This window comes from Marinobacter albus (genome assembly GCF_030238305.1).
GTDB classification, from domain to species: Bacteria; Pseudomonadota; Gammaproteobacteria; order Pseudomonadales; family Oleiphilaceae; genus Marinobacter; species Marinobacter albus.
Genome location: NZ_JASSQD010000001.1, coordinates 51154 through 71430, shown reverse-complemented (window position 1 = coordinate 71430; position 20277 = coordinate 51154). Strand labels below are relative to the sequence as shown.

At 61.4% G+C, this 20277-nt stretch carries 18 protein-coding genes; 8 read left to right on the top strand and 10 right to left on the bottom strand.

From position 1 onward, the window contains the following. Positions 1-117: 117 nt before the first annotated feature. Complete coding sequence (locus tag QQF73_RS00350; protein WP_219867358.1) at positions 118-1230, bottom strand: NADH:flavin oxidoreductase; 1113 nt, start codon at positions 1228-1230, stop codon at positions 118-120. Between the two features lie 138 nt (positions 1231-1368). Between QQF73_RS00350 and QQF73_RS00345 the strand changes: the two genes are divergently transcribed. After that, entirely contained in the window at positions 1369-1851 is a 483-nt protein-coding gene (locus tag QQF73_RS00345; protein WP_219867359.1) for a winged helix-turn-helix transcriptional regulator, read from the top strand. Between the two features lie 157 nt (positions 1852-2008). Next, on the top strand, positions 2009-2755 hold the full coding sequence (locus tag QQF73_RS00340; protein ID WP_285366813.1) for an OmpW/AlkL family protein: 747 nt from the start codon (positions 2009-2011) through the stop codon (positions 2753-2755). 145 nt (positions 2756-2900) lie between these two features. On the opposite strand, the gene QQF73_RS00335 is transcribed toward QQF73_RS00340, so the two are convergent. Further along, positions 2901-4223 (bottom strand): DEAD/DEAH box helicase, encoded by a 1323-nt coding sequence (locus QQF73_RS00335; protein WP_285366812.1) that lies wholly within the window; start codon positions 4221-4223, stop codon positions 2901-2903. A gap of 312 nt (positions 4224-4535) precedes the next feature. Here QQF73_RS00335 and QQF73_RS00330 point away from each other — a divergent pair, with 312 nt between their 5' ends. Beyond that, positions 4536-5405, top strand: coding sequence for a TlpA disulfide reductase family protein (locus QQF73_RS00330; protein WP_219867362.1), 870 nt, complete (start codon positions 4536-4538; stop codon positions 5403-5405). On the opposite strand, the gene QQF73_RS00325 is transcribed toward QQF73_RS00330, so the two are convergent. From QQF73_RS00325 to QQF73_RS00315, 3 genes are all read right to left on the bottom strand, one after another. Continuing rightward, on the bottom strand, positions 5399-6319 hold the full coding sequence (locus tag QQF73_RS00325; protein ID WP_285366811.1) for a lysophospholipid acyltransferase family protein: 921 nt from the start codon (positions 6317-6319) through the stop codon (positions 5399-5401). The two genes, QQF73_RS00330 and QQF73_RS00325, sit on opposite strands and share 7 nt — an antisense overlap. Positions 6320-6469: 150 nt before the next feature. Next, a complete protein-coding gene (locus tag QQF73_RS00320; RefSeq protein ID WP_219867364.1) occupies positions 6470-6925 on the bottom strand; it encodes a DUF302 domain-containing protein in 456 nt (151 codons plus the stop codon). Positions 6926-6968: 43 nt separating this feature from the next. After that, entirely contained in the window at positions 6969-7100 is a 132-nt protein-coding gene (locus QQF73_RS00315) for a hypothetical protein (RefSeq protein WP_285366809.1), read from the bottom strand. A gap of 84 nt (positions 7101-7184) precedes the next feature. Here QQF73_RS00315 and mltF point away from each other — a divergent pair, with 84 nt between their 5' ends. Together mltF and QQF73_RS00305 are read left to right on the top strand one after the other, a co-directional pair. Beyond that, on the top strand, positions 7185-8561 hold the full coding sequence (gene mltF / locus QQF73_RS00310; RefSeq protein WP_285366808.1) for a membrane-bound lytic murein transglycosylase MltF: 1377 nt from the start codon (positions 7185-7187) through the stop codon (positions 8559-8561). A 61-nt stretch (positions 8562-8622) separates the two neighbouring features. Then, positions 8623-9690, top strand: coding sequence for a transporter substrate-binding domain-containing protein (locus QQF73_RS00305; RefSeq protein WP_285366807.1), 1068 nt, complete (start codon positions 8623-8625; stop codon positions 9688-9690). A 39-nt stretch (positions 9691-9729) separates the two neighbouring features. Here QQF73_RS00305 and QQF73_RS00300 read toward each other — a convergent pair whose 3' ends face one another. Both QQF73_RS00300 and QQF73_RS00295 read right to left on the bottom strand, forming a co-directional pair. Beyond that, positions 9730-11256: a flavin-containing monooxygenase gene (locus tag QQF73_RS00300; protein WP_285366806.1), complete on the bottom strand. Its 1527-nt coding sequence runs from the start codon at positions 11254-11256 to the stop codon at positions 9730-9732. 94 nt (positions 11257-11350) lie between these two features. Continuing rightward, positions 11351-12115: an SGNH/GDSL hydrolase family protein gene (locus QQF73_RS00295; RefSeq protein WP_285366805.1), complete on the bottom strand. Its 765-nt coding sequence runs from the start codon at positions 12113-12115 to the stop codon at positions 11351-11353. A gap of 196 nt (positions 12116-12311) precedes the next feature. Here QQF73_RS00295 and QQF73_RS00290 point away from each other — a divergent pair, with 196 nt between their 5' ends. Continuing rightward, positions 12312-13340, top strand: coding sequence for a histone deacetylase family protein (locus tag QQF73_RS00290; RefSeq protein WP_219867368.1), 1029 nt, complete (start codon positions 12312-12314; stop codon positions 13338-13340). 10 nt (positions 13341-13350) lie between these two features. On the opposite strand, the gene rlmE is transcribed toward QQF73_RS00290, so the two are convergent. Then, positions 13351-13971 carry a 23S rRNA (uridine(2552)-2'-O)-methyltransferase RlmE gene (gene rlmE / locus QQF73_RS00285; protein WP_285366804.1) on the bottom strand — a complete coding sequence of 207 codons (621 nt, stop codon included), beginning with the start codon at positions 13969-13971 and terminating at the stop codon, positions 13351-13353. 156 nt (positions 13972-14127) lie between these two features. Here rlmE and QQF73_RS00280 point away from each other — a divergent pair, with 156 nt between their 5' ends. Together QQF73_RS00280 and QQF73_RS00275 are read left to right on the top strand one after the other, a co-directional pair. Next, entirely contained in the window at positions 14128-14862 is a 735-nt protein-coding gene (locus QQF73_RS00280; RefSeq protein ID WP_285366803.1) for a TrmH family RNA methyltransferase, read from the top strand. Between the two features lie 113 nt (positions 14863-14975). Then, entirely contained in the window at positions 14976-15638 is a 663-nt protein-coding gene (locus tag QQF73_RS00275; RefSeq protein WP_285366802.1) for a transglutaminase-like domain-containing protein, read from the top strand. A 113-nt stretch (positions 15639-15751) separates the two neighbouring features. On the opposite strand, the gene ahpF is transcribed toward QQF73_RS00275, so the two are convergent. Both ahpF and QQF73_RS00265 read right to left on the bottom strand, forming a co-directional pair. Further along, a complete protein-coding gene (ahpF, locus tag QQF73_RS00270) occupies positions 15752-17338 on the bottom strand; it encodes an alkyl hydroperoxide reductase subunit F (protein ID WP_285366801.1) in 1587 nt (528 codons plus the stop codon). Positions 17339-17515: 177 nt separating this feature from the next. Further along, positions 17516-20233 carry an HAD-IC family P-type ATPase gene (locus QQF73_RS00265; protein ID WP_425607942.1) on the bottom strand — a complete coding sequence of 906 codons (2718 nt, stop codon included), beginning with the start codon at positions 20231-20233 and terminating at the stop codon, positions 17516-17518. Positions 20234-20277: the final 44 nt, after the last annotated feature.

Genomic DNA, 20277 nt, shown 5'->3' with positions numbered 1-20277 from the left:
AACGATAGGTCCCATGATAGTGGATCTGCCGGTGAACGCGATTACGGATCAGACAGGTGCACAACCGGCAGGCATAAAAAAGCCCCGGATCAACCGGGGCTGAAGGGGTACACAATCTCAGTACAGCTTGGCCAGTGATTTCCTGGCGAACGGCTCTACCTCGCCAATCCGTCCTTCCTTGACTTTCACCAGCCACTCCGGGTCCTGCAGCAGGGCACGGCCCACGGCAATCAGTTCAAACTCTCGGTTGTTCATGCGCTCAACCAGTTCGTCGATGCCGGCCTGTTCCACCGCCTCCTTCTTGCTGGCAAAGGTGCCGCTGATGAAGTCCTCAGTCAGTCCGACACTGCCGACGGACATGGTCGGCTTGCCGGACAGTTTCTGGGTCCAGCCGGCCAGGTTCAGGTTGGAACCCTCGAACTCCGGCTCCCAGAAACGGCGGGTGGAGGCATGGAAGATGTCGACTCCGGCCTCGACCAGCGGTGCCAGAAAGGCCTCGAGTTCTTCCGGGCTGTGGACCAGCTTCGCCTCGTAATCCTGCTGCTTCCACTGGGAGAAACGCAGCATGATCGGGAAATCCGGGCCGACGCGATGACGCACCGCTTCAACGATCTCGACCACGAACCGCAGACGATTTTCCATGCTGCCGCCGTATTCGTCGTCCCGCTGGTTGGTGCCTTCCCAGAGGAACTGGTCCAGCAGGTAACCGTGGGCACCGTGAATCTCCACGCCGTCAAAACCAAGCCCCTTGGCATCCTGGGCGGCATCCGCAAACGCCTTGATCACATCGTCGATGTCATCCTTGGTCATGGCCTTGCCGTTGGGCTTGCCAGGGGCAAACAGGCCAGATGGGCTGTAACCCGGGACCGAGGGATCCGGTTCGGTTCCTTCCTTGCGCACGGCGCCCACGTGCCAGAGCTGCGGGAAAATGGCACCGCCCGCTTCATGCACGGCATCCACAACCTGCTTCCAGCCGCCCAGGGCATCGTCGCCATGAAACGCCGGGACATTCGGGTAGCCATTGGCGCCAGCGTGGTTCACGGTGGTGCCTTCGGTAATCAGCAGGCCAACGCCATTTTCCGCGCGGCGACGGTAATAACTGACCACGTCCTCGTTGGGGACATTGCCCGGCGAGAAGTTACGGGTCATGGGCGCCATGGCCACGCGGTTGCGCAGCTTCAGGTTGTGAAGCTCAAACGGTTCGAAAAGGGGGCCAAGATTCATGGTCATGGAAGAACACTCCTCGCTTAAAGAAGCTGACTGGCGATGAGGTAAGGAAAAGCGTAGCGACCTCATCAATTTGGTTTCGTAAAGCAACCCTATTCAATCTGGTTTTAAAATGCAACCCTATTCGGTACACTCCCTGACATGGCCAGAAAACGTTTTGATGATTCCAACTGCTCCGTCGCCCGCGCCCTCAATGAAGTGGGTGACTGGTGGTCACTGCTGATTGTGCTGCACGCCATGTACGGCACCCGGCGCTTTGTCGACTTCCAGCAGGAACTGGGCATTGCCAAGAACATCCTGTGTGACCGTCTCGCCCGGCTGGTGGACAATCGTGTCCTGAGCAAGGTCGATGTTGGCGAGCACGGCTCACGCTTTGAATACCGACTTACCGAAAAGGGCCGGGACCTGTTCCCCGTGGTGATTGCCCTGCGTCAGTGGGGCGACAAATGGAACCCTGCGCCCGATGAGCCGCCGCTGGATCTCCGGGACCGGGCCAAGGGCCGCCCCATCCACCCGGTGGAAGTCCAGGACGCTGACGGCCAGCCACTAACGGTCCGGGACGTATTCGTGCCCGAGGAGTCCCTGCCTGTCAGCCGAAGCGGAAGCAGAAAAAACTCCGCCTGACCATTGGCACAAGCCCCACACCTGCGCTCTTTTTGAGTTACATCAAAGCACTGAATGAAGCGGGCCGGTTCGCCGGCGAATCTTGCGCCAAATCAACTTTCCAATCTCCTCGGTCATTAACCTGAACCCATCACACTTTCAGGTTAAGGAGATCGAAATGTCCCGTACGTTCAAGCTCAGTGTTCTGGCCAGCGCGATTCTGGCCGCGGCCCCCCTTGCCAATGCCTACGAGGCCGGCGATTTTATCGGCCGTGCCGGGGTCGCAACGGTGGATCCGGATTCGTCCAGCAACAGCCTGAGAACCGACCTGCCGGGTCTCGAGGTTATTCCGGGCGCCAAGGTCAAGGTCGAATCCGATACCCAGCTGGGGCTCACTTTCACGTACATGCTCGGCGACCACTTCGGTTTGGGTCTTCTCGCCTCGACCCCGTTCAACCACGACATCAAGGGTGATGGCATTCTGGGCGGTGCCGGCAAACTCGGAGAAACCAAGCACCTGCCACCGACACTGACGTTCCAGTTCTTCCCGATGCCGAGCAGCAGCAAGTTCCAGCCGTACGTTGGCGCCGGGGTGAACTACACGAATTTCTTTGAAGAGAAGACAACGCAAACGCTGACAGATACCGTGGATGCCGTCGCCCAGGCTACCCTGGGAACGCCTGCGGGAACCGTGGACCGCACCGACCTCACGCTGGACGACAGTTTTGGGCTGGCGGCCGAGGTGGGTCTGGACTACATGCTGACGGATAATATCGGCCTGAACGCAGCCGTGTGGTGGGTCGACATCGATACCGACGCTGACATCGGGGTGTACGCCGCCGACGGCAGCAAAATCACCACAGGGAAACTCGATGTGGAAATCGACCCCTGGGTCTACATGGTCGGTGTTTCCTACAAATTCTGATCCCCGTGTCTTCCGTTTGCCTCCATGGTCTGTGGGCTGGCGGAAGGTGCGCTTCCTGTGCGGGGCCTTCGGGCCCTGCTTTTTTATCTCACAAACGCAAAAAGGCGGAGCAACTGCTCCGCCTTTTCAGGGGTATCAACCGGCTTCAGGCACTCTGACGCTGACCCGACCGCCCTCGCTGGCCACCGCCATTCTGGCTACGGCTGCCACTGCGTCCGTCCGGCTTGGCACCGGCACTGCGGGGCTTACCCCCAGGCCGGCCATTACCACCGCCGTTGCCATTACGGCCACGAGCCTTGCTCGGGTCAGCCTTGGCTTTCGGCTTCAGGGGCAGATTGTTGTTCGGCTCGAACCCTTCCACCGACTTGCGCGGCAACTGCTTCTTGATCAGTTTTTCAATGCCCGCGAGCAACTTGCCCTCATCGGCACTGACCAGTGACAGGGCATGGCCGCTCTCTCCGGCGCGGCCGGTACGGCCGATGCGGTGCACGTAGTCTTCCGGTACATTCGGCAGTTCGAAGTTCACCACCTGCGGCAGCTGCTTGATGTCCAGTCCGCGGGCGGCGATGTCGGTCGCCACCAGCACCCGGATGTCACCCTGCTTGAACTCACTGAGCGCGCGGGTACGGGCGCCCTGGGATTTATTGCCGTGAATCGCGGCGGCGGTGATTCCGTCCCGCTCCAGTTTCTGGGTCAGGCGATTGGCACCGTGCTTGGTGCGGGTAAAGACCAGCACCTGCTCCCAGTCGTTGTCACGAACCAGTTTGCTCAGCAGCGCCGTTTTCTGGCTCTGGTCCACCGGATAAACCGACTGTTTCACCTTCTCGGCGGTGGTGTTTCGGGCCGCCACTTCGACTTGAACCGGGTTGTCCAGCAGCCCCTGGGCCAGGGTACGAATCTCGTTGGAGAAAGTCGCGGAGAACAGCAGGTTCTGGCGCTTGGCCGGCAACAGCGCAAGAATCTTGCGGATATCGCGAATGAAGCCCATGTCCAGCATCCGGTCGGCTTCGTCCAGCACCAGGATCTCGACCTCGTCAAAGCGCACCGCATTCTGCTGGTACAGGTCCATCAGTCGTCCCGGTGTCGCCACCAGCACGTCCAGGCCCTTGCGCAGCTTCATCATCTGCGGATTGATTTTCACCCCGCCGAAGACCACAGCCGCCTTGGTTGGAATGTACTTGCTGTACAGGTTCACACTGTCGTGCACCTGCGCCGCCAGCTCCCGGGTCGGCGCCAGGATCAGGGCACGAGGGCCCTTGCCGGTGCGCGGCTTTTCACCCAGACGCTGCAATAGCGGCAGGGTGAAGCCGGCGGTTTTGCCGGTGCCGGTCTGGGCCGCCGCCATCACGTCCTTGCCGGACAGGACCGCGGGAATGGCCTGGGCCTGGATGGGCGAAGGGGTATCGTAACCCTGATCGGACGTGGCACGGACCAGCTGCTCGGACAAACCGAGTGAAGAAAAACTCATATAGGATCAACTCTTGATTGTTCTGCCTCCACGAACACCGGTTCTGGGCGAATGCGGGCAGATGCCATGACAATTCATGGAATAAAAGACGACTACGGTCACGCGCCGTTTACGGGGTGACGTCCTCTGACAGGTCGTATGGATGGTTCGCAAGTCGGCGTACGGCCGGAAAAAGCGGAATCCCTAGAGGCAGGATGCGGGCACAGTAACAGAGGCCCGGCGAGTTCGCCATAGGTATTTGTTAACGGTCGGCCGGGAACTCAGGGGCCGGCGGACCGTCACAGACACCTCTCATTCCCGACCGGAGTTTTCATGACCAGTATAAGCGTGGGCCCCATGAGCCTGTCCATCGGCCATCTTTCGGTGCTTGTCGCCCTGCTCCTGGCCCTGCTGGTGGGCGGCCTTATGGGACGGCGGTACGGCGTGCCGGTGGCAGGCCCGGTTGCCGATATCTTCCTCGGCGCCATGATCGCTGCCCGACTCGGCTTTGTGGGTGAGTACTTCGAACACTACCGGAATGACCTGCTCGGGATCATCGATATCCGGGATGGCGGATTTGATGCGGTCTGGGGCGTGATCGGGGCCCTGGCGATGACGCTCTACCTGCTCTGGCGCCGACAGGCGCTTCGCCGTGCCCTGACAGTTGCCGTAGCGACGGGCGCCCTGTTCTGGGCCGGCACCACTGCCACCATTGCCCTGATCGAGCAACAGGCCCGGGGGATACCGGAGGTGGCGCTTACCGCTCTGGATGGGGAGCCCAGCCCACTCCCGGATCTGGCGAAGGGCAAACCCATGGTGGTCAACCTGTGGGCGACCTGGTGCCCGCCCTGCATCCGGGAAATGCCGGTTCTTCAGCAGGCACAGGAGCGCGATTCCGATGTGGTTTACGTATTTGCCAACCAGCGCGAGCATCCCGGCACCATCCGGGAGTTCCTGGCAGATCAGCAGCTGGAGGTAAACAACGTCTATCTGGACAAAGCTGGCCAGCTGGCCCGCGCCTCAGGCAGCCACGGATTGCCCACTACCCTGTTCTACAACGCCGACGGCCAACTGGTGGATTCGCACATGGGGCAACTTTCTCACGCCACCCTCGCCCGGAGCCTGGACAAATTCGGGCAACGGTCAAATCAATCCGATGGCGATCAGCAGGACGGCAATACCACATCGGAAGAGGTTCAATAAACGCTCGCGACACCTTCCGGACGGCTCTTGAAACGCTTGTGCAGCCACAGGTACTGGTCCGGCTGTTCCCGAATGGTGTCCTCGATGAAGCCGTTCCAGATTTCCGCATCCTTCTGGGTATCATCACCAAATTCTTCCTGAATTGGCGAAAACTCCACCCGGTAACTGCCATCGGGCATGCGCAGGTGACTGACGCAGATGATCGACGCTCCGGACTGCCGTGCGATATAGCTGGGCGAGGTGATGCAGCCGGCGTTGACGCCGAAAAAGGGCACGAACACTTCCGATTTCTTGCCGAAGTCCTGGTCACAGGCGAACCAGACCTGGCCGCCCTCTTTCAGGAACGACAACATTGGCCGCAGCTCGCGCTTGGTAAAGGGTTGAATGTTGAAATGCCGCCGGCGGCCACGTTCGATCATCCGGTCGATGACGGGGTTGTTGTTGGGGCGGTACATGTAGCCCGGCTTGTCGAGCTGGCAGGCAATCAGCGGCAACGCGAAGTCAAAAATGCTGTAGTGGCCGCCAATGAGCAGCACCCCGTTGCCCCGTTGCTTGGCCTCCTCAAGATGCTCGATACCGAGAACCGAGGCACTCTCACAGTAGGGTGCCATATCCCGCCACCAGGCATGGGTGCTTTCCAGAAATCCCCGGGCCGACGCGACAAACGTGTCCTCGACCAGCTGGCCACGCTCGACATCGTCCAGTTCCGGCATGCAGGCAGAGAGGTTTGCGTCGGCTACCCTGGCCCGGGATTTGAGTTTACGAGCCAGGAATCGACCCAACGACTTGCCGAAGCGCTGCTTGGCAGACATGGGAAGAAACGACAACAACCAGAGAACGAATACCAGAAACCAGGATCCCCAGAACGCCGGATGCCAGAGGGGGCGCCTGGCCGCCTTGCTGCGAGAGGCCATACTACAGTCACCTACAACAGAGAGAATGACCGGCCGAGAACTACCGAAAGACCAAACCGGATGACAGGTGTGAAGCCTGACACACCCATACATCGTTTGGTACGGGTTTTCCGTAACCGTACTTTTCACAGCGATTGAAGCGGTTCCGATTCAGCGCGTTGCCGCCTCGGCGAAGCTGGCCAGTGCCCTGGAGATATTTGCCAGCACCTCGTCACAGCCTTCAATGCCATGCCGGGCCTTGAGATAGGCGGGATCGTTGTAGCCGAGCCAGACCTGCCCGTCTTCATCCTCCCAGATCACCGCCTTCTGTGGCAGGTCCGCGGCCACACTTTGTGCGCACCGCATCAGCGGCGTACCCACTTTCGGGTTGCCAAAGATGACCAGCTGGGTCGGCCTCAGGTAGGAGCCGGCGGCTTCCGCGCCGGCCGCATGGTCGACCCGGTTCATCACCGTCATGCCCTTTTCCTCCAGCGCTGCCACCAGCTTGTCTGCCGTGGCCGGCACACTGTAGCTGCTCTTGACCGCTATCAGACCATCGGCGGCATGAACCAGGCCCGAGGTGGCAAGGGTGAACAGGGCAATGGCAAACAACCTGAGCGTCTTCATATCGAGCGTCCTTTCAATGGAGGGCACAACCAATACTAGACCACTACAACTGGCCATGGGCCCTGGCGCTCTGCTCCAGCCTCTCCTGTTCCTGTCGAAGCATCTGACTGACGGCCTTCAGCTCCCTGATTCCGGTCGACACCCTGTCGGATCTGACGAAAAAATCAAGGTTCATGCATCCAACTCGTTGATTAAGTAGTATCACTGGAGATAAGTACGTATTTTTACGTAGAAGTCACAAAGAAAGAGAGTCGTCGTCATGGTTCGATGGAAGTTCTCGTGCAGCACCCTCATTCTCCCGCTGCTGTTGGCCGGCTGCAGCGATAGCAGCAGTAACGCGACCAGCCCGACCGCGGCAGCGGAGCTCAAGCCACCCACCGAATCCGGCGTTCTGAAGGTCGCCACCCGAAACGGTTCGACCACCTATTACCTGGACCGGCATGAGAATCCGGTGGGACCGGAATACGCGCTGATCAGCGATTACGCCAAGGCCCGCGGCTGGGAAGTGGAATGGACCATGCTGGATTCGACCAGCGAAGTCCTGGATTCGCTCAACGCCGGAACGACCCATCTTGCCGCTGCCGGCCTGACACACCTGCCATCCCGGGACGAACGCTTCAGCCGCGGCCCGGCCCATACCGAAATTACCGAACAGCTGGTGTGCCACCGTGATGCCCGCCCTCTGCCCCGGCAGCCCGATAATCTCCCCGGTACGGAGATCGTAGTCACCGCGGATTCCAGTTATGTTGAAACCCTGACCAGGCTGAAAAGCCAGTACGCAGGCCTGGAGTTCACCGAAGACGCCAACCGAACCACCGAGGTCATTCTGTCGGCTGTCGCCGATCGGGACATCGGCTGTACCGTGGCCGATTCCAACATCGTTCAGGTTATGCGCCGTCACTTCCCCCACCTGGAAGTGGCCATGAACCTGACCACGGGCCAGAATCTCGGCTGGTACCTGCCAACGGGATCGGATGATCTGGCGTCGGATGCCAGGGAATGGATGAACAGCGTCGAGGGCGACGAGGCCATTGGCCGCATGGAAGACCTCTACTACGCCTACATCGGCGATTTCGATTTCGTGGATCTCCGCGCCCTGAACCGGCGCATTGAGGACCGCCTTCCCGAATTCATCGACGAATTCCGGGAGGCTGAAGCCAAGACCGGCATGCCCGCGGATCTGCTGGCAGCACTGTCGTACCAAGAGTCCCATTGGGATCCGGACGCCAAATCCCCTACCGGTGTCCGTGGCATCATGATGTTGACCCAGCGCACCGCGGAATCCCTTGGCGTGAACAATCGCCTTGACCCTTACGCGGCCATCGACGGCGGCGCGCGCTACCTGGCGGACCGGCATCGCCGTCTGCCCGAGACGATCCCCGAACCGGACCGCACCTTCCTGGCCCTGGCCAGCTACAATATCGGTCGCGGGCACCTGCTCGATGCCCGGCAGTTGGCCCGGTCACTGAACAAGAATCCCGACTCGTGGCAGGATATGTCGGAGGTTTTGCCGCTGAAAGCGGACAAGCGCTACTACCCCAGCACACGCTATGGCTATGCCCGCGGCTACGAGCCAGTGCACTACGTGCAGCGCATTCGCAATTACCGGGACGTTATTCAGGCAGCGTTCAATTAACGGCACAAACGTCCACCCAGTTTTCACAAGGGAGCGCGATCGGCAACGGTCGCCAGCTACTATGCTCAAACGGATTCTGTCCTGTGTTTTTCTGCTCGCCCTCGCAACCGCCGGCCAGGTCCATGCCGCCGATCCATCCCTGAAAGTGGGCATCACCGAGGTGCCACCGTTCGTCATGCAAACCGAGGACGGTCGGTGGGAAGGCATCAGCATTGACCTCTGGCGAACCGTGGCGGCGGGAATGGAGCGGGAATTCGAGTGGGTGCCCATGGCCTTCAGTGACTTACTGAGCGCCACCGAAAATGGCGAGATCGACGTCGCCGTTGGCGCCCTGACCATGACCGCCGACCGCGAGGCGCGCTTCGACTTCAGTCACCCGTTCTACCAGACCGGGCTGTCGATCGCAGTCCCGCCGCAACCGGAGCAAAGCCTGTTTGCCAGCCTGGAGGCGCTGATCAGCTGGCAGTTCGTCAGTGTGATCCTGGCCCTCGGCGCCCTGCTGCTGGCCGTGGGCTTTGTGCTCTGGCTGGTGGAACGGCGGCGTAACCCGGAGCAGTTCGGCGGTACCGCCGCCCAGGGCATTGGCTCGAGTTTCTGGTGGGCCGCGGTAACCATGACCACGGTGGGCTATGGTGACAAGGCGCCGGTGTCCTTTGCCGGCCGGCTGATCGCCCTGGTCTGGATGTTTGCCGGTTTGATCATGGTGGCCAGTTTCACCGCAGCCATCACCTCGTCGCTGACCGTCAGTAACCTGCGCACCGGCATCCAGGGTGCCGATGACCTGCCCGGCAAGGTCGTTGCCACCATTAACAACACGGCCAGTCAGCGCTATCTGGAGGGGCAGCGGATCCGTTACCAGACGTATCCGGACCTGACCTCCGCCATGGTGTCAGTGGCCGAGGGCGACACCGATGCCATCGTCTACGATCGCGCACTGCTGCAGTACCGGAACCAGCAACTCGGGCCGCAGCGACTGACGATTCTGCCCGGGATTTTCGCCGAGCAGCTCTATGCGCTGGCACTGCCCGAAGGTCGTCCCCTCAGGGCAAAGGTCTCCCAGCAGATTCTGCGCATGACCGAGTCCGAGGACTGGCGTAGCGTCCAGTCCAGCTACCTCGGCTCCGAGTAAAACCCGGGGCGGGCGTCGTCGGCTCGGCGTCCGGACCGGTCAGGATCCGAACAATGCAGACCGCAACGGTTTCAGGAACCCGCCCGATTCCCCGACGCTGGCATGGGTCCGCTTGCCGTCGAACTCCAGGACACCGTCCTCGATGGGCTCGAATCGGAGGATCTTCACGTCCTCCAGATAGTTTTGGGAGGCCTTCCACGGGCCGTGGGTGCCCTGGCGGGGCAGTTTGTCCGCGGCTCGCTTCACGTAACCGGCGTTGAGCGAACCGAGGATGGTGTCCTCACCCCGGCTGTTCTCGGTATCGCGGGCCATCACCACCCGGTAGCCCCGCTTGTCCATCAGGTTCATCAGCCGACACAGGTACTCGGCGGCAATGTCCACTTTCAGGGTCCAGGAGATGTTGGTGTAGCCAAAGATCAGGCCGGCGTTGGGCATGCCCTCGACCATCACGTTCTTGTAGATGACCTTGTCCTTCATCACCACCGCCTGGCCATCCACCGTCGGCTTGATGCCGCCCAGCATCTGGATCTCCAGGCCGGTGGCCGGAACGATGATATCCGCCTCCAGTTCCTCGCCGGATTTCAGGCGAATTCCGGTTTCGGTGAAGCGGTCGATGTGATCCGTGGCGATGCTGGCTTTGCCGGTCTTCAGGGCGGTGAACAGATCGCCGTCTTTCACGACACACAGTCGCTGGTCCCAGGGATCGTAATCGGGGGTGAAATGCCGCATGTCGGCTTCACCATTCAGCTGACGCTTGATGATCCCCAGGAACATCCGGCGCATGAGCCTGGGACTCTTGCGGGATCGCAGGTACAGGAAGCGGGAGATCGCCACATTGCGGGCCCGGGTCAGCTTGTAGGCCAACGAATCCGGCAGAATTTTCTGCAGGCCCAGGGCCAGCTTATCGGTGGACGGCAGGGGCATGAGATAGGTCGGGGACCGCTGGAGCATGGTCACGTGGCCGGCCTGCTCCGCCAGCGTCGGCACCAGCGTAATGGCTGTGGCACCACTGCCAATGACCACGATCTTCTTGCCAGCGTAGTCCAGGTCTTCGGGCCAGTGCTGGGGATGCACCATCTGGCCCTTGAACTCGTCTTCACCCGGGAAATCGGGCTTGTAGCCGTGGTCATAGTTGTAATAGCCAGTACAGCCGATCAGGAAATTCGCGGTGTAGGTCCCGGTCTCGCCGGTGGCTTCGGTTTCGGCGGTGACCCGCCAGCATTTGTCGACACTGGACCAGTCCGCGGCTTTCACCGCCAGGCCGTACCGGATGTGGCGTTCGACATCGTGTTCCTGTGCGGTTTCCTGCACGTATTGCTTGATCGACGCGCCATCCGCCAGCACCTTGCCACCCACCCAGGGCCGGAAGTTGTAGCCGAAGGTGAACATGTCGGAATCGGACCGGATACCGGGGTAACGGAACAGGTCCCAGGTTCCTCCCAGGGACTGGCGGCGCTCGAGAATGGCAAAGGACTTGCCCGGGCACTCCCGACTGAGGTGGCAAGCCATTCCGATTCCGGATACACCGGCGCCAATAATCAGGACATCAAAATGTTGCTCATTCATAAGCGGCCTATCGACTCCCTTGTTGTTGTTCCGATCACGCATCTGGAATCAAGATAGCCCAGGCGGGCGAAGGTGGGAACTGGCCGGACAAGTCTTACGGGGCCGTTGTTTGAGTCAGTTCACATATAACCGTGGCCGAATGCTCGGCCCAGACCCGGTAGGCATCCGCGCCGGGGTGAAAACCATCGGCTGCCATGTAGCCGGGTTCGGGGGGAAAGCCCACCGACAGGAACCGGGTGCCGGCCCGGTGGCGGCAGAAATCTTCCAGCAACCCGTTGAGTTGCCGGGCGCGCAGACCCAGGTACCAGCGCAGGGGCTGGGGCAGCGCCGGAAACAGGTGCATGGGCGGAATGGCCGTGAACAGGGTATGGCTCACGGAAAAACGTTCGGCCAGCTGACCGGACAACTCGTCCAGGTGTTTCAGCCATTGCCGATCACGTGTCCGGCCGGTGACGTCGTTCACGCCGATGGACACCAGCGCCACATCAAAACAGGCTTCCGGCTCTTGGGCCAGCGCCCGGACCACATCCCCGGATGTCCGACCGGTCTCCGCCAGCAATCGCCACTGCAGCCGGAATCGCCGCCCGAGCTGCGCCGCCAGCCGACCCGCCAGCGCCTCACTCTGGCTGGGCACCCCGACTCCCGCCGCCGCGGAATCACCGACAATCAGCAGCCGGAGTTCGGGGCCGGCGCCGATCACGCCGTCCCGCTCTCCTTCCGGCTCTGGCAGACTCGGCGTCACCCGCCGAACATAATGGCCCTGCCCGATCAGGATCGGGCCCAGGGCCAGCGTCGACAGCGGATAGAGCATGGCAGCCAACTCAGCCGTGATGGCCAATCGGGCCGAAACGACGGTCATTTCCCATGATGCGATCCTCTTCTTCCGGGGGGGGGGACTGGATGATAGTCCGTGAACAACGGGATTTCCTGACTTTAGCCGACATGCCCGGGATTAAAAAGCGCCGGGCTGAGCGGTCGGGATCCGAATGTCGGATTTGAGCCATATTCCGCCCTGTGCCACAGTCAGGGGCCATTCACCCGGGAACACCCAGCCTATGAAAACCGTCTTCTCTCCCCTGCACAGCCGTCGCGCCGTCAAAACCGAACTGGATGGCGGGATTCTGATTGCGCCCCACGAAAAGCCGTCCCGGGCAGAAACCATCCTGGCCCGGGTCAAAGCGCAGGCCCTCGGAGAGGTTCTGGAACCGGAGGAATTCGGGCTGGATCCGGTCAAGCGGGTGCACAGCGAGGACTATGTTGCCTTCCTGGAGAGTTGCTGGGCGGACTGGATCGCCGCGGACAAACCCGGGGAAGCCATCCCGGCGGTCTGGTGCGGGCGTGGCATGCGGGCCAGGGTTCCAAAGGACATTGATGGCCGCCTCGGCTACTACAGCTTTGCGGCCGAAACCTCCATTTCCGACGGTACCTGGGAGGCAGCCCGGGCCTCGGCAAACGTCGCACTCACGGCACAGAAACTGGTGGCCGGAGGGGAGCGGGCCGCGTTCGCCCTGTGCCGGCCTCCGGGGCATCATGCCCACGCCGATCTTTTCGGTGGGTACTGTTTCTTCAACAACGCCGCCATCGTCGCCCAGGCGTTCCGGGATCAGGGCGCCGAGCAGGTGGCCATCCTTGACGTCGACTTTCATCATGGCAACGGCACCCAGGCCATTTTCTACGATCGCAGCGATGTGCTCACCATCAGTCTGCACGGTGACCCGGACCTGGTGTTTCCGCACTTTCTGGGCTTCGAGGATGAAACCGGCGAAGGCGAGGGCGAGGGCTTCAATCTCAACCTGGTGTACCCGCCCGGCACCCCCTATGCCATCTGGAGCCAGGGCCTGGAAACGGCCTGCGAGCGGATCGCCGGGTTCCGGCCGGATGCGCTGGTCGTCGCTCTCGGCGTCGACACCTTCGAGGACGACCCGATCTCTTTCTTCAAGCTGAGATCGGAGGACTACCTGAGTCTGGGCCGGCGACTCGGAGCCCTGGGCCTGCCGACAGTGTTCACCATGGAGGGCGGTTATGACGTGGAAGCCATTGGCGTCAATGCCGTTAATGTCATGCAGGGATTCGACGCAGCCTGAAGGCCGGATCTCAGCCTTTGAATCCCTTGCCGAGCAGGTAGACTTCCCGGGAACGAGCACGGGACGAATCCGGCTTGCGCACTACGACCTTGTTGAAGACCGCCCGGACTGATTTCAGGTACTCGTCGTAACCTTCGCCCTGAAACACCTTGGCCAGGAAGCTGCCCTTGGGCTTGAGCACCTGGCACGCCATATCCAGCGCCAGTTCCACCAGGTACATGGACGAGGCCTGGTCCGCCACCGTCACGCCACTGATGTTCGGGGCCATGTCGGAAATCACTACATCCACCGGGGTATCGCCCAGGGTCGCCATGATCTGACCGAATACCTCGTTCTCGGTAAAGTCACCCTGAATGAATTCCACCCCGGCGACCGGATCCATGGGCAGGATGTCGGAGGCGATGACCCGGCCCTTGTGGCCCACCAGTTTGGCCGCAACCTGGGACCAGCCGCCCGGGGCCGAGCCCAGATCCATCACCACCATGTTGGGATGAATCAGGCGGTCCTTCTTGTTGATCTCCAGAAGTTTGTAGCTGGCCCGGGAGCGATAGCCGTCCACCTGCGCCTGTTTCACGAAGGGGTCGTTCACGTGCTCTTCGAGCCAGCGGTTGCTGCTTTTGGATCGGGCCATAGGAACTCATCAGTAGGGAAGTAACCAGTGGCCTATTGTACGTGGCGCGCCAACGCCCGGCAAAATCCTGACAACGGCGTCCGGCGCACGTACAATCGGTGCACCTTGAGCCGGGCCGGCTCGGGACGATCTCACGGGCACTAGCGGGCGACCATCGTGAACTTGAACGACATCAGGAAACTGCACCAGAAAAAATACCGCCAGGCCTTCGGGCATTACCTGGTCGAGGGTGAGCATCTGGTGCTGGAGCTGCAAAAGGCCGCCAGCAGCCAACCCGCGCTTGAGGCAGCCGAGCTTTACGTTACCGACGCCTGCGCACACTGGCAGAGCCCGTTCAGGACGCATCTGGTCAGCGAACGTCAAATGGCACAACTGGCCGACACCCGGACCCCGCAAGGAATTCTGGCGGTGGTCCCCATGCCCACGCCGGACCCCGGCCGGGTCTCACCGGCGCCGGGGGAAAAAGCAATCTACCTGTACGAAGTCCAGGATCCGGGCAACCTCGGCACCATTTTGCGGACCCTGGCCTGGTTTGGTGGCTTTCGCTGCCTGCTCAGCCCCGGCAGCGTCGACCCCTACAACCCGAAAGTGGTGCGCGCGAGCATGGGTGCCCTGTTCCATGTTCCCATCGCCACCGACGTTGCCCTGGCCGAACTGGGCAATCATTATGCCCGCATTGCCTGCCTGGACCTGAATGGCTCAGCGCTGACGTCAACGGCGTTCCGCCAGCACGACTGCTACCTGTTCGGTAACGAGGCCCGGGGAGTGCCCCGGGAAGCTCTCGATCAACTGAAGGCCGCGCCCTACACCATCCAGGGACGCGGAGACATTGAGTCCCTGAATCTCGCCACCTCGGTCAACATCTGTGCCTACGAGCTGGTCCGGGGATAAACGCGCGACCGGCCCTGAACGTTTTCGGCATTGATTGTGGTGGATATCGTCATTGCCTGTAGCTTGCTAATTGGCGAGGATTGGGCCCTGATGCCCCAATCCGGATGACACTTATGGATGCCTATCTCCAGCCCAGCGCCTTCTTTGACTATGACCAGCCCGAGCTCAAAGCCTGGATAGCCGCCCAGTTGGAAGGCGTACCCGAGCATCCGGTGGAACAGATCAAGGCGCTGTACCTCGCGGTGCGGGACGGCGTCAGCTACAACCCCTACGTGTTCCGTACCGACCCGGACACCTTCAGTGCCAGCCACGCGCTGACCAGCGGCGAAAGCTACTGCATTCCGAAAGCGGTCCTGTTGGGCGCGGCCGCCCGCGCCATCGGCATTCCCAGCCGGCTTGGCCTGGCGGATGTCCGCAACCACCTGTCCAGCCCAAAGCTGATCGAGTGGCTGCAGTCTGACATCTTCCGGATGCACGGTTTTATTGAACTGCACCTGAACGGGCGCTGGGTGAAAGCCACTCCGGCGTTCAACCGGCAGCTGTGCGAACTGATGAACGTGGAACCGCTGGAATTCGACGGCCTGCACGACTCCGTCTTCCAGGAATTTACCGACTCAGGCGAGGCTCACATGGAGTACGTGAACGATCACGGCGTTTTCGACGACGTTCCCCACAACTTTATCGTATCCGGCATCCAGGATGCATACCCACACCTGTTCGGTCAGGACAGCCTCTCGGCGGCGCGTACCAGCCTGGAAGCGGATCTCGGCCGGTAACCATGGTCCGGAACCGGGATTCCGAACAAGCAAGTGCCAAGGCGCCAACAAAAAAGGCACCGGATCGCTCCGGTGCCTTTCACTCTCATCATCAGGACGCTTTACAGGCAGCCTTACGCGGCCTCGTCCTCATCGTCTTCCACGGAGTTACGGATCAGGAAGTCGAACGCGCTCAGCGCCGCTTTTGAACCCTCTCCCATGGAGATCACGATCTGCTTGTAGGGCACGGTGGTGGCATCGCCAGCCGCGAACACACCCGGAATGGAGGTCTCGTTGCGGTCGTTCACGATGATCTCTCCATGCTGGCTCAGCTCGATATCGCCTTTCAGCCACTCGGTGTTCGGCACCAGCCCGATCTGGACGAACACCCCTTCCAGGGCCACGTGGTGCTCTTCACCGGTGGTGCGATCCTTGTAGTTCAGGCCGCTCACCCTGCCATTCTCACCGGTGATTTCGGTGGTCTGGCCGGAGGTGATGATTTCCACGTTCTTCATGCTGCGAAGTTTCTTCTGCAGGACGTCGTCGGCGCGCATCTCGGCTCCAAACTCGATCAGCGTAACGTGACCGACGATACCGGCGAGGTCGATGGCCGCTTCCACACCGGAGTTACCGCCGCCAATGACCGCAACGCGCTTGCCCTTGAACAGCGGGCCGTCGCAGTGCGGGCAGTAGGCCACGCCCTTGTTCCGGTATTCTTCCTCGCCCGGAACGCCCAGCTGGCGCCAGCGGGCACCGGTGGACAGCACCAGTGTGCGGGCTTTCAGGGATGCCCCATTGGCCAGACGGATCTCATGGGGCAGGCCCCGCCTGGCCGCCGGAATCAGTTTCTCGGCCTGCTGCATGTTCATGATGTCGACGTCGTATTCCTTGACGTGCTGCTCCATGGCGGCAACCAGTTTAGGGCCCTCGGTGTAGGGCACGGAAATCAGGTTCTCGATACCCATGGTGTCCGCAACCTGACCGCCAAAGCGCTCGGCGGCGATACCGGTGGAGATGCCCTTGCGCGAAGCGTAGATGGCCGCAGACGAACCGGCCGGGCCACCGCCGATCACCAGCACCTCGAAGGTGTCCTTCTGGTTGATCTTCTCGGCTTCCTTCTCGTCGGACTTGGTGTCCAGCCGGGCAACGATCTCTTCCAGGGTCATCCGGCCCTGCCCCCACGCCTCACCGTTCAGGTAAACGCTGGGAACCGCCATGACCTCGCGCTGTTCGACTTCGTCCTGGAACAGGGCACCATCGATGGCCGTGTGCTTGATGTTCGGGTTCAGCACACTCATCAGGTTAAGGGCCTGGACCACATCCGGGCAGTTCTGGCAGGACAGGGAAAAATAGGTCTCGAATTCGAACGAACCGTCCAGTTCCCGGACCTGCTCGATCACTTCCTGGGAGGCCTTGGACGGATGACCACCGACCTGCAGCAGTGCCAATACCAGGGAGGTGAACTCGTGCCCCATGGGAATGCCCGCAAACCGGATGCCAATGTCCGAGCCGGCACGGTTGATGGCGAACGACGGACGACGGACGTCGTCAGCGTCTTCGGTCCGGAGGCTGATCTTGTCGGACATGGGCTCGATTTCCTCGAGCAACTGCTTCAGCTCCTGGGACTTTGCGCCGTCATCGTAGGCTGCCACCAGCTCAATCGGCTGCTGCAGTTTCTCCATGTAGGCTTTCAATTGCTCCTTGATACCGGCATCCAACATGTACGCTTTCCTCTTCGGTTAAGGTGAAACCAAGTCACTGAATTTCAAACGGACTGTAAATTTGATGTAGGGAACGATAAGGGCTGGAGGGTCAAGCCTCAAATTGATTGGCCCAAACTAACTGATAGGTGTTTGCTATATCGCCGGAGCTTACCATTAAATATACCCTGATATCGCTCACCCGGCGTGCTGCCAGATCCGCAGGCGGAGCTGCTTCTCCAGCTCCACCAATACAAACAGCAATGCCCCAGCCAGAAGAATCAGCAGCCACCCTGACATCGGCACCGGTTCCGTCACGAACACAGCCTGCATCACCGGCACATAGGTAATGCCCAGTTGCCCGAGCGCAACCAGGACAATGGCCAGCCAGACGGTCCAGGTGGCGCTGAGTTTCTGCCAGGTCAGCGCCACCGTCTCCATGTTGCGGATGAACAGCAGATGAAAGGCCTCCATAACCACCAGGGAATTCATCGCCATGGTCTGCGCCAGTGCCACCGAATGTCCCTGCCCGATGGCGTATCGGTGAACGCCGAACACCCCCAGCAGGATCAGAACGGTCACCACAACAATATGCCAGACCAGAGTCCGGGACAGCAGTGGCTGTGACCGGTCCCGCGGCGGTCGTTGCATGGTATCTCCCGCGCTGCGCTCGAAGGCCAGGACTATGCCCAGGGTCACCGTGGTGACGGTATTCACCCAGAGAATCTGTATCGGCGTGATGGGCAGGGCCAGACCGGCCAGCAAGGCCAGAATGATGACCGAGGCCTCTCCGGTACTGGTCGGCAGGGTCCAGCTGATGACCTTGCGGATGTTGTCGTGGATTGTTCGCCCTTCCCGAACCGCAGCCGCGATTGAGGCAAAGTTATCATCCGCCAGCACCACTTCCGAGGCCTCCTTGGCGGCCTCACTCCCTTTGCCTCCCATAGCGATGCCAATGTCCGCCCGTTTCAGGGCCGGCGCGTCATTCACGCCGTCGCCGGTCATGGCCACGGTCTGCCCAAGGGCCTGCAGCGCGTTCACCAGCCGCAGCTTGTGTTGCGGGCTGGTGCGGGCAAAGACATCGGTTTCGGCAACCTCCAACGCCAGTTGCGCGTCGCTCAGCCGATCCAGATCACCACCGGTCAGAAGGCGGTCGGGTTTTTTCAGCCCGACCTGGCGGGCAACTGCCATTGCGGTCGCGGCATGGTCACCGGTGATCATCTTTACCCGTATGCCGGCAGTGTGGCATTCGGCGACCGCCGCGATCGCCTCGGCACGAGGCGGGTCGATCAGACCCACCAGACCCAGGAACACGAGACCATCGTCGAGGTCTTGCCGTTCCAGCACCACGTGACTTGCTTCAACCGCACAGGCCGCAAGCGCCAGAACCCTCTGGCCCTGCTCGGCCACTGAGGCGACCTGGGCCTGCCACCAGGGCAGGTCCAGCGGCTCATTCGTGTTCCCTCCGGAGCGCTGAAACCGACACAGGGCCATTACGGTCTCGGGGGCCCCCTTGACCAGAATGAAGGCGTGGTTCTCGTGATTGTGGTGGAGCGTGGCCATGAAACGGTGCCGGGTGTCGAAGGGAATCAGATCCGTCCGGGACCAATGCCGACGCAGCTCCGCGGGTTCCAGACCGGCCCGGGCCGAAAACGACAGCAGCGCGCCTTCCATCGGATCGCCTTCCACCAGCCACCGCCCTTCCTGGTTTTTCAGTTCCGCGTCGTTACACAACCCGGCAACCCGCGCCAACTCCGCCAGAAGGCCACAACGGCCGGCATCGATGACCCGCCCCTGCTCCAGGACGGCACCGTCGGGGCCATAGCCGTCACCCTCAACAGCAAAACGACGTCCGGCCGTGATCACCGTGATCACGCTCATTTCATTGCGGGTCAGCGTGCCGGTCTTGTCGGAACAGATTACCGACACGGCACCCAGGGTCTCGATCGCCGGCAAACGCCGGACAATGGCGTTGCGGGCCGCCATCGCCTGGACACCCACGGCGAGGGTGATGGTCAGAACCGCCGGCAGGCCCTCGGGAATAGCAGCGACGGACATGCCCACAACCGCCATCAGCAGATCGGCAAAGTCATAATCCTGCCACCAGTGCCCGTAGATCAGGAGCCCGGCCGCCACGGCCAGGATGAACAGGGTCAGCCACCGGGCGAACTCCTGCATCTGCGCCACCAGCGGTGTCGTCAGTTGTTCGACACCCGCCAGCAACTCTCCGATGCGTCCGATTTCCGTCCGGTCCGCGGTCCCTATCACCACGCCCATGGCCTGGCCGGCGGTCACGGTCGTTCCGCTGAACGCCATGGAACTGCGATCCCCAAGGGCGGCGCCACTGGCGACCGGCTCCGTCTGCTTCTCCACGGGCACCGACTCGCCGGTGAGCATGGCCTCCTGGATAAACAGGTCGTGGGTTTTGAGCAGTCGGAGATCCGCCGGCACCTTGTCACCGGCCTCCAGCAACACGATATCGCCGGGCACCAGCTGGTCTCCATTGACGGTCTGGCGATGACCCGCCCGGATCACCGCCGCCCGCATGGCCAGCATGCCCTGTATCCCCTGCATCGCTTTTTCCGCCCGACCCTCCTGAAGATCGCCAATCATTGCATTGGCCAGCACCACGGCCAGAATAACGCCGGTATCCAGCAGGTGACCCAGTGCCAAGGTAGTCAGCGCGGCGCCGAGCAATACATAGATCAGGACGTTGTGAAACTGCCTGAGGAATCGGGAAATCCGGCCGGGCCTCGGCGGCTCCGGCAGTCGGTTGGCGCCATGGCGCTGCAGACGCCGGACGACCTCCTCTGCCGACAGGCCGGACCGGGTCGCTCCGAACGCAGTCAGAACCTCTTGCCGGGGCAGCGCATGCCAGGATTCGGACGGGGGCACATCAACCTCCTTGATTGCCATGTACCGCCAACGTTCACTTTAGGACGAATAGAGCATGTTGGTAT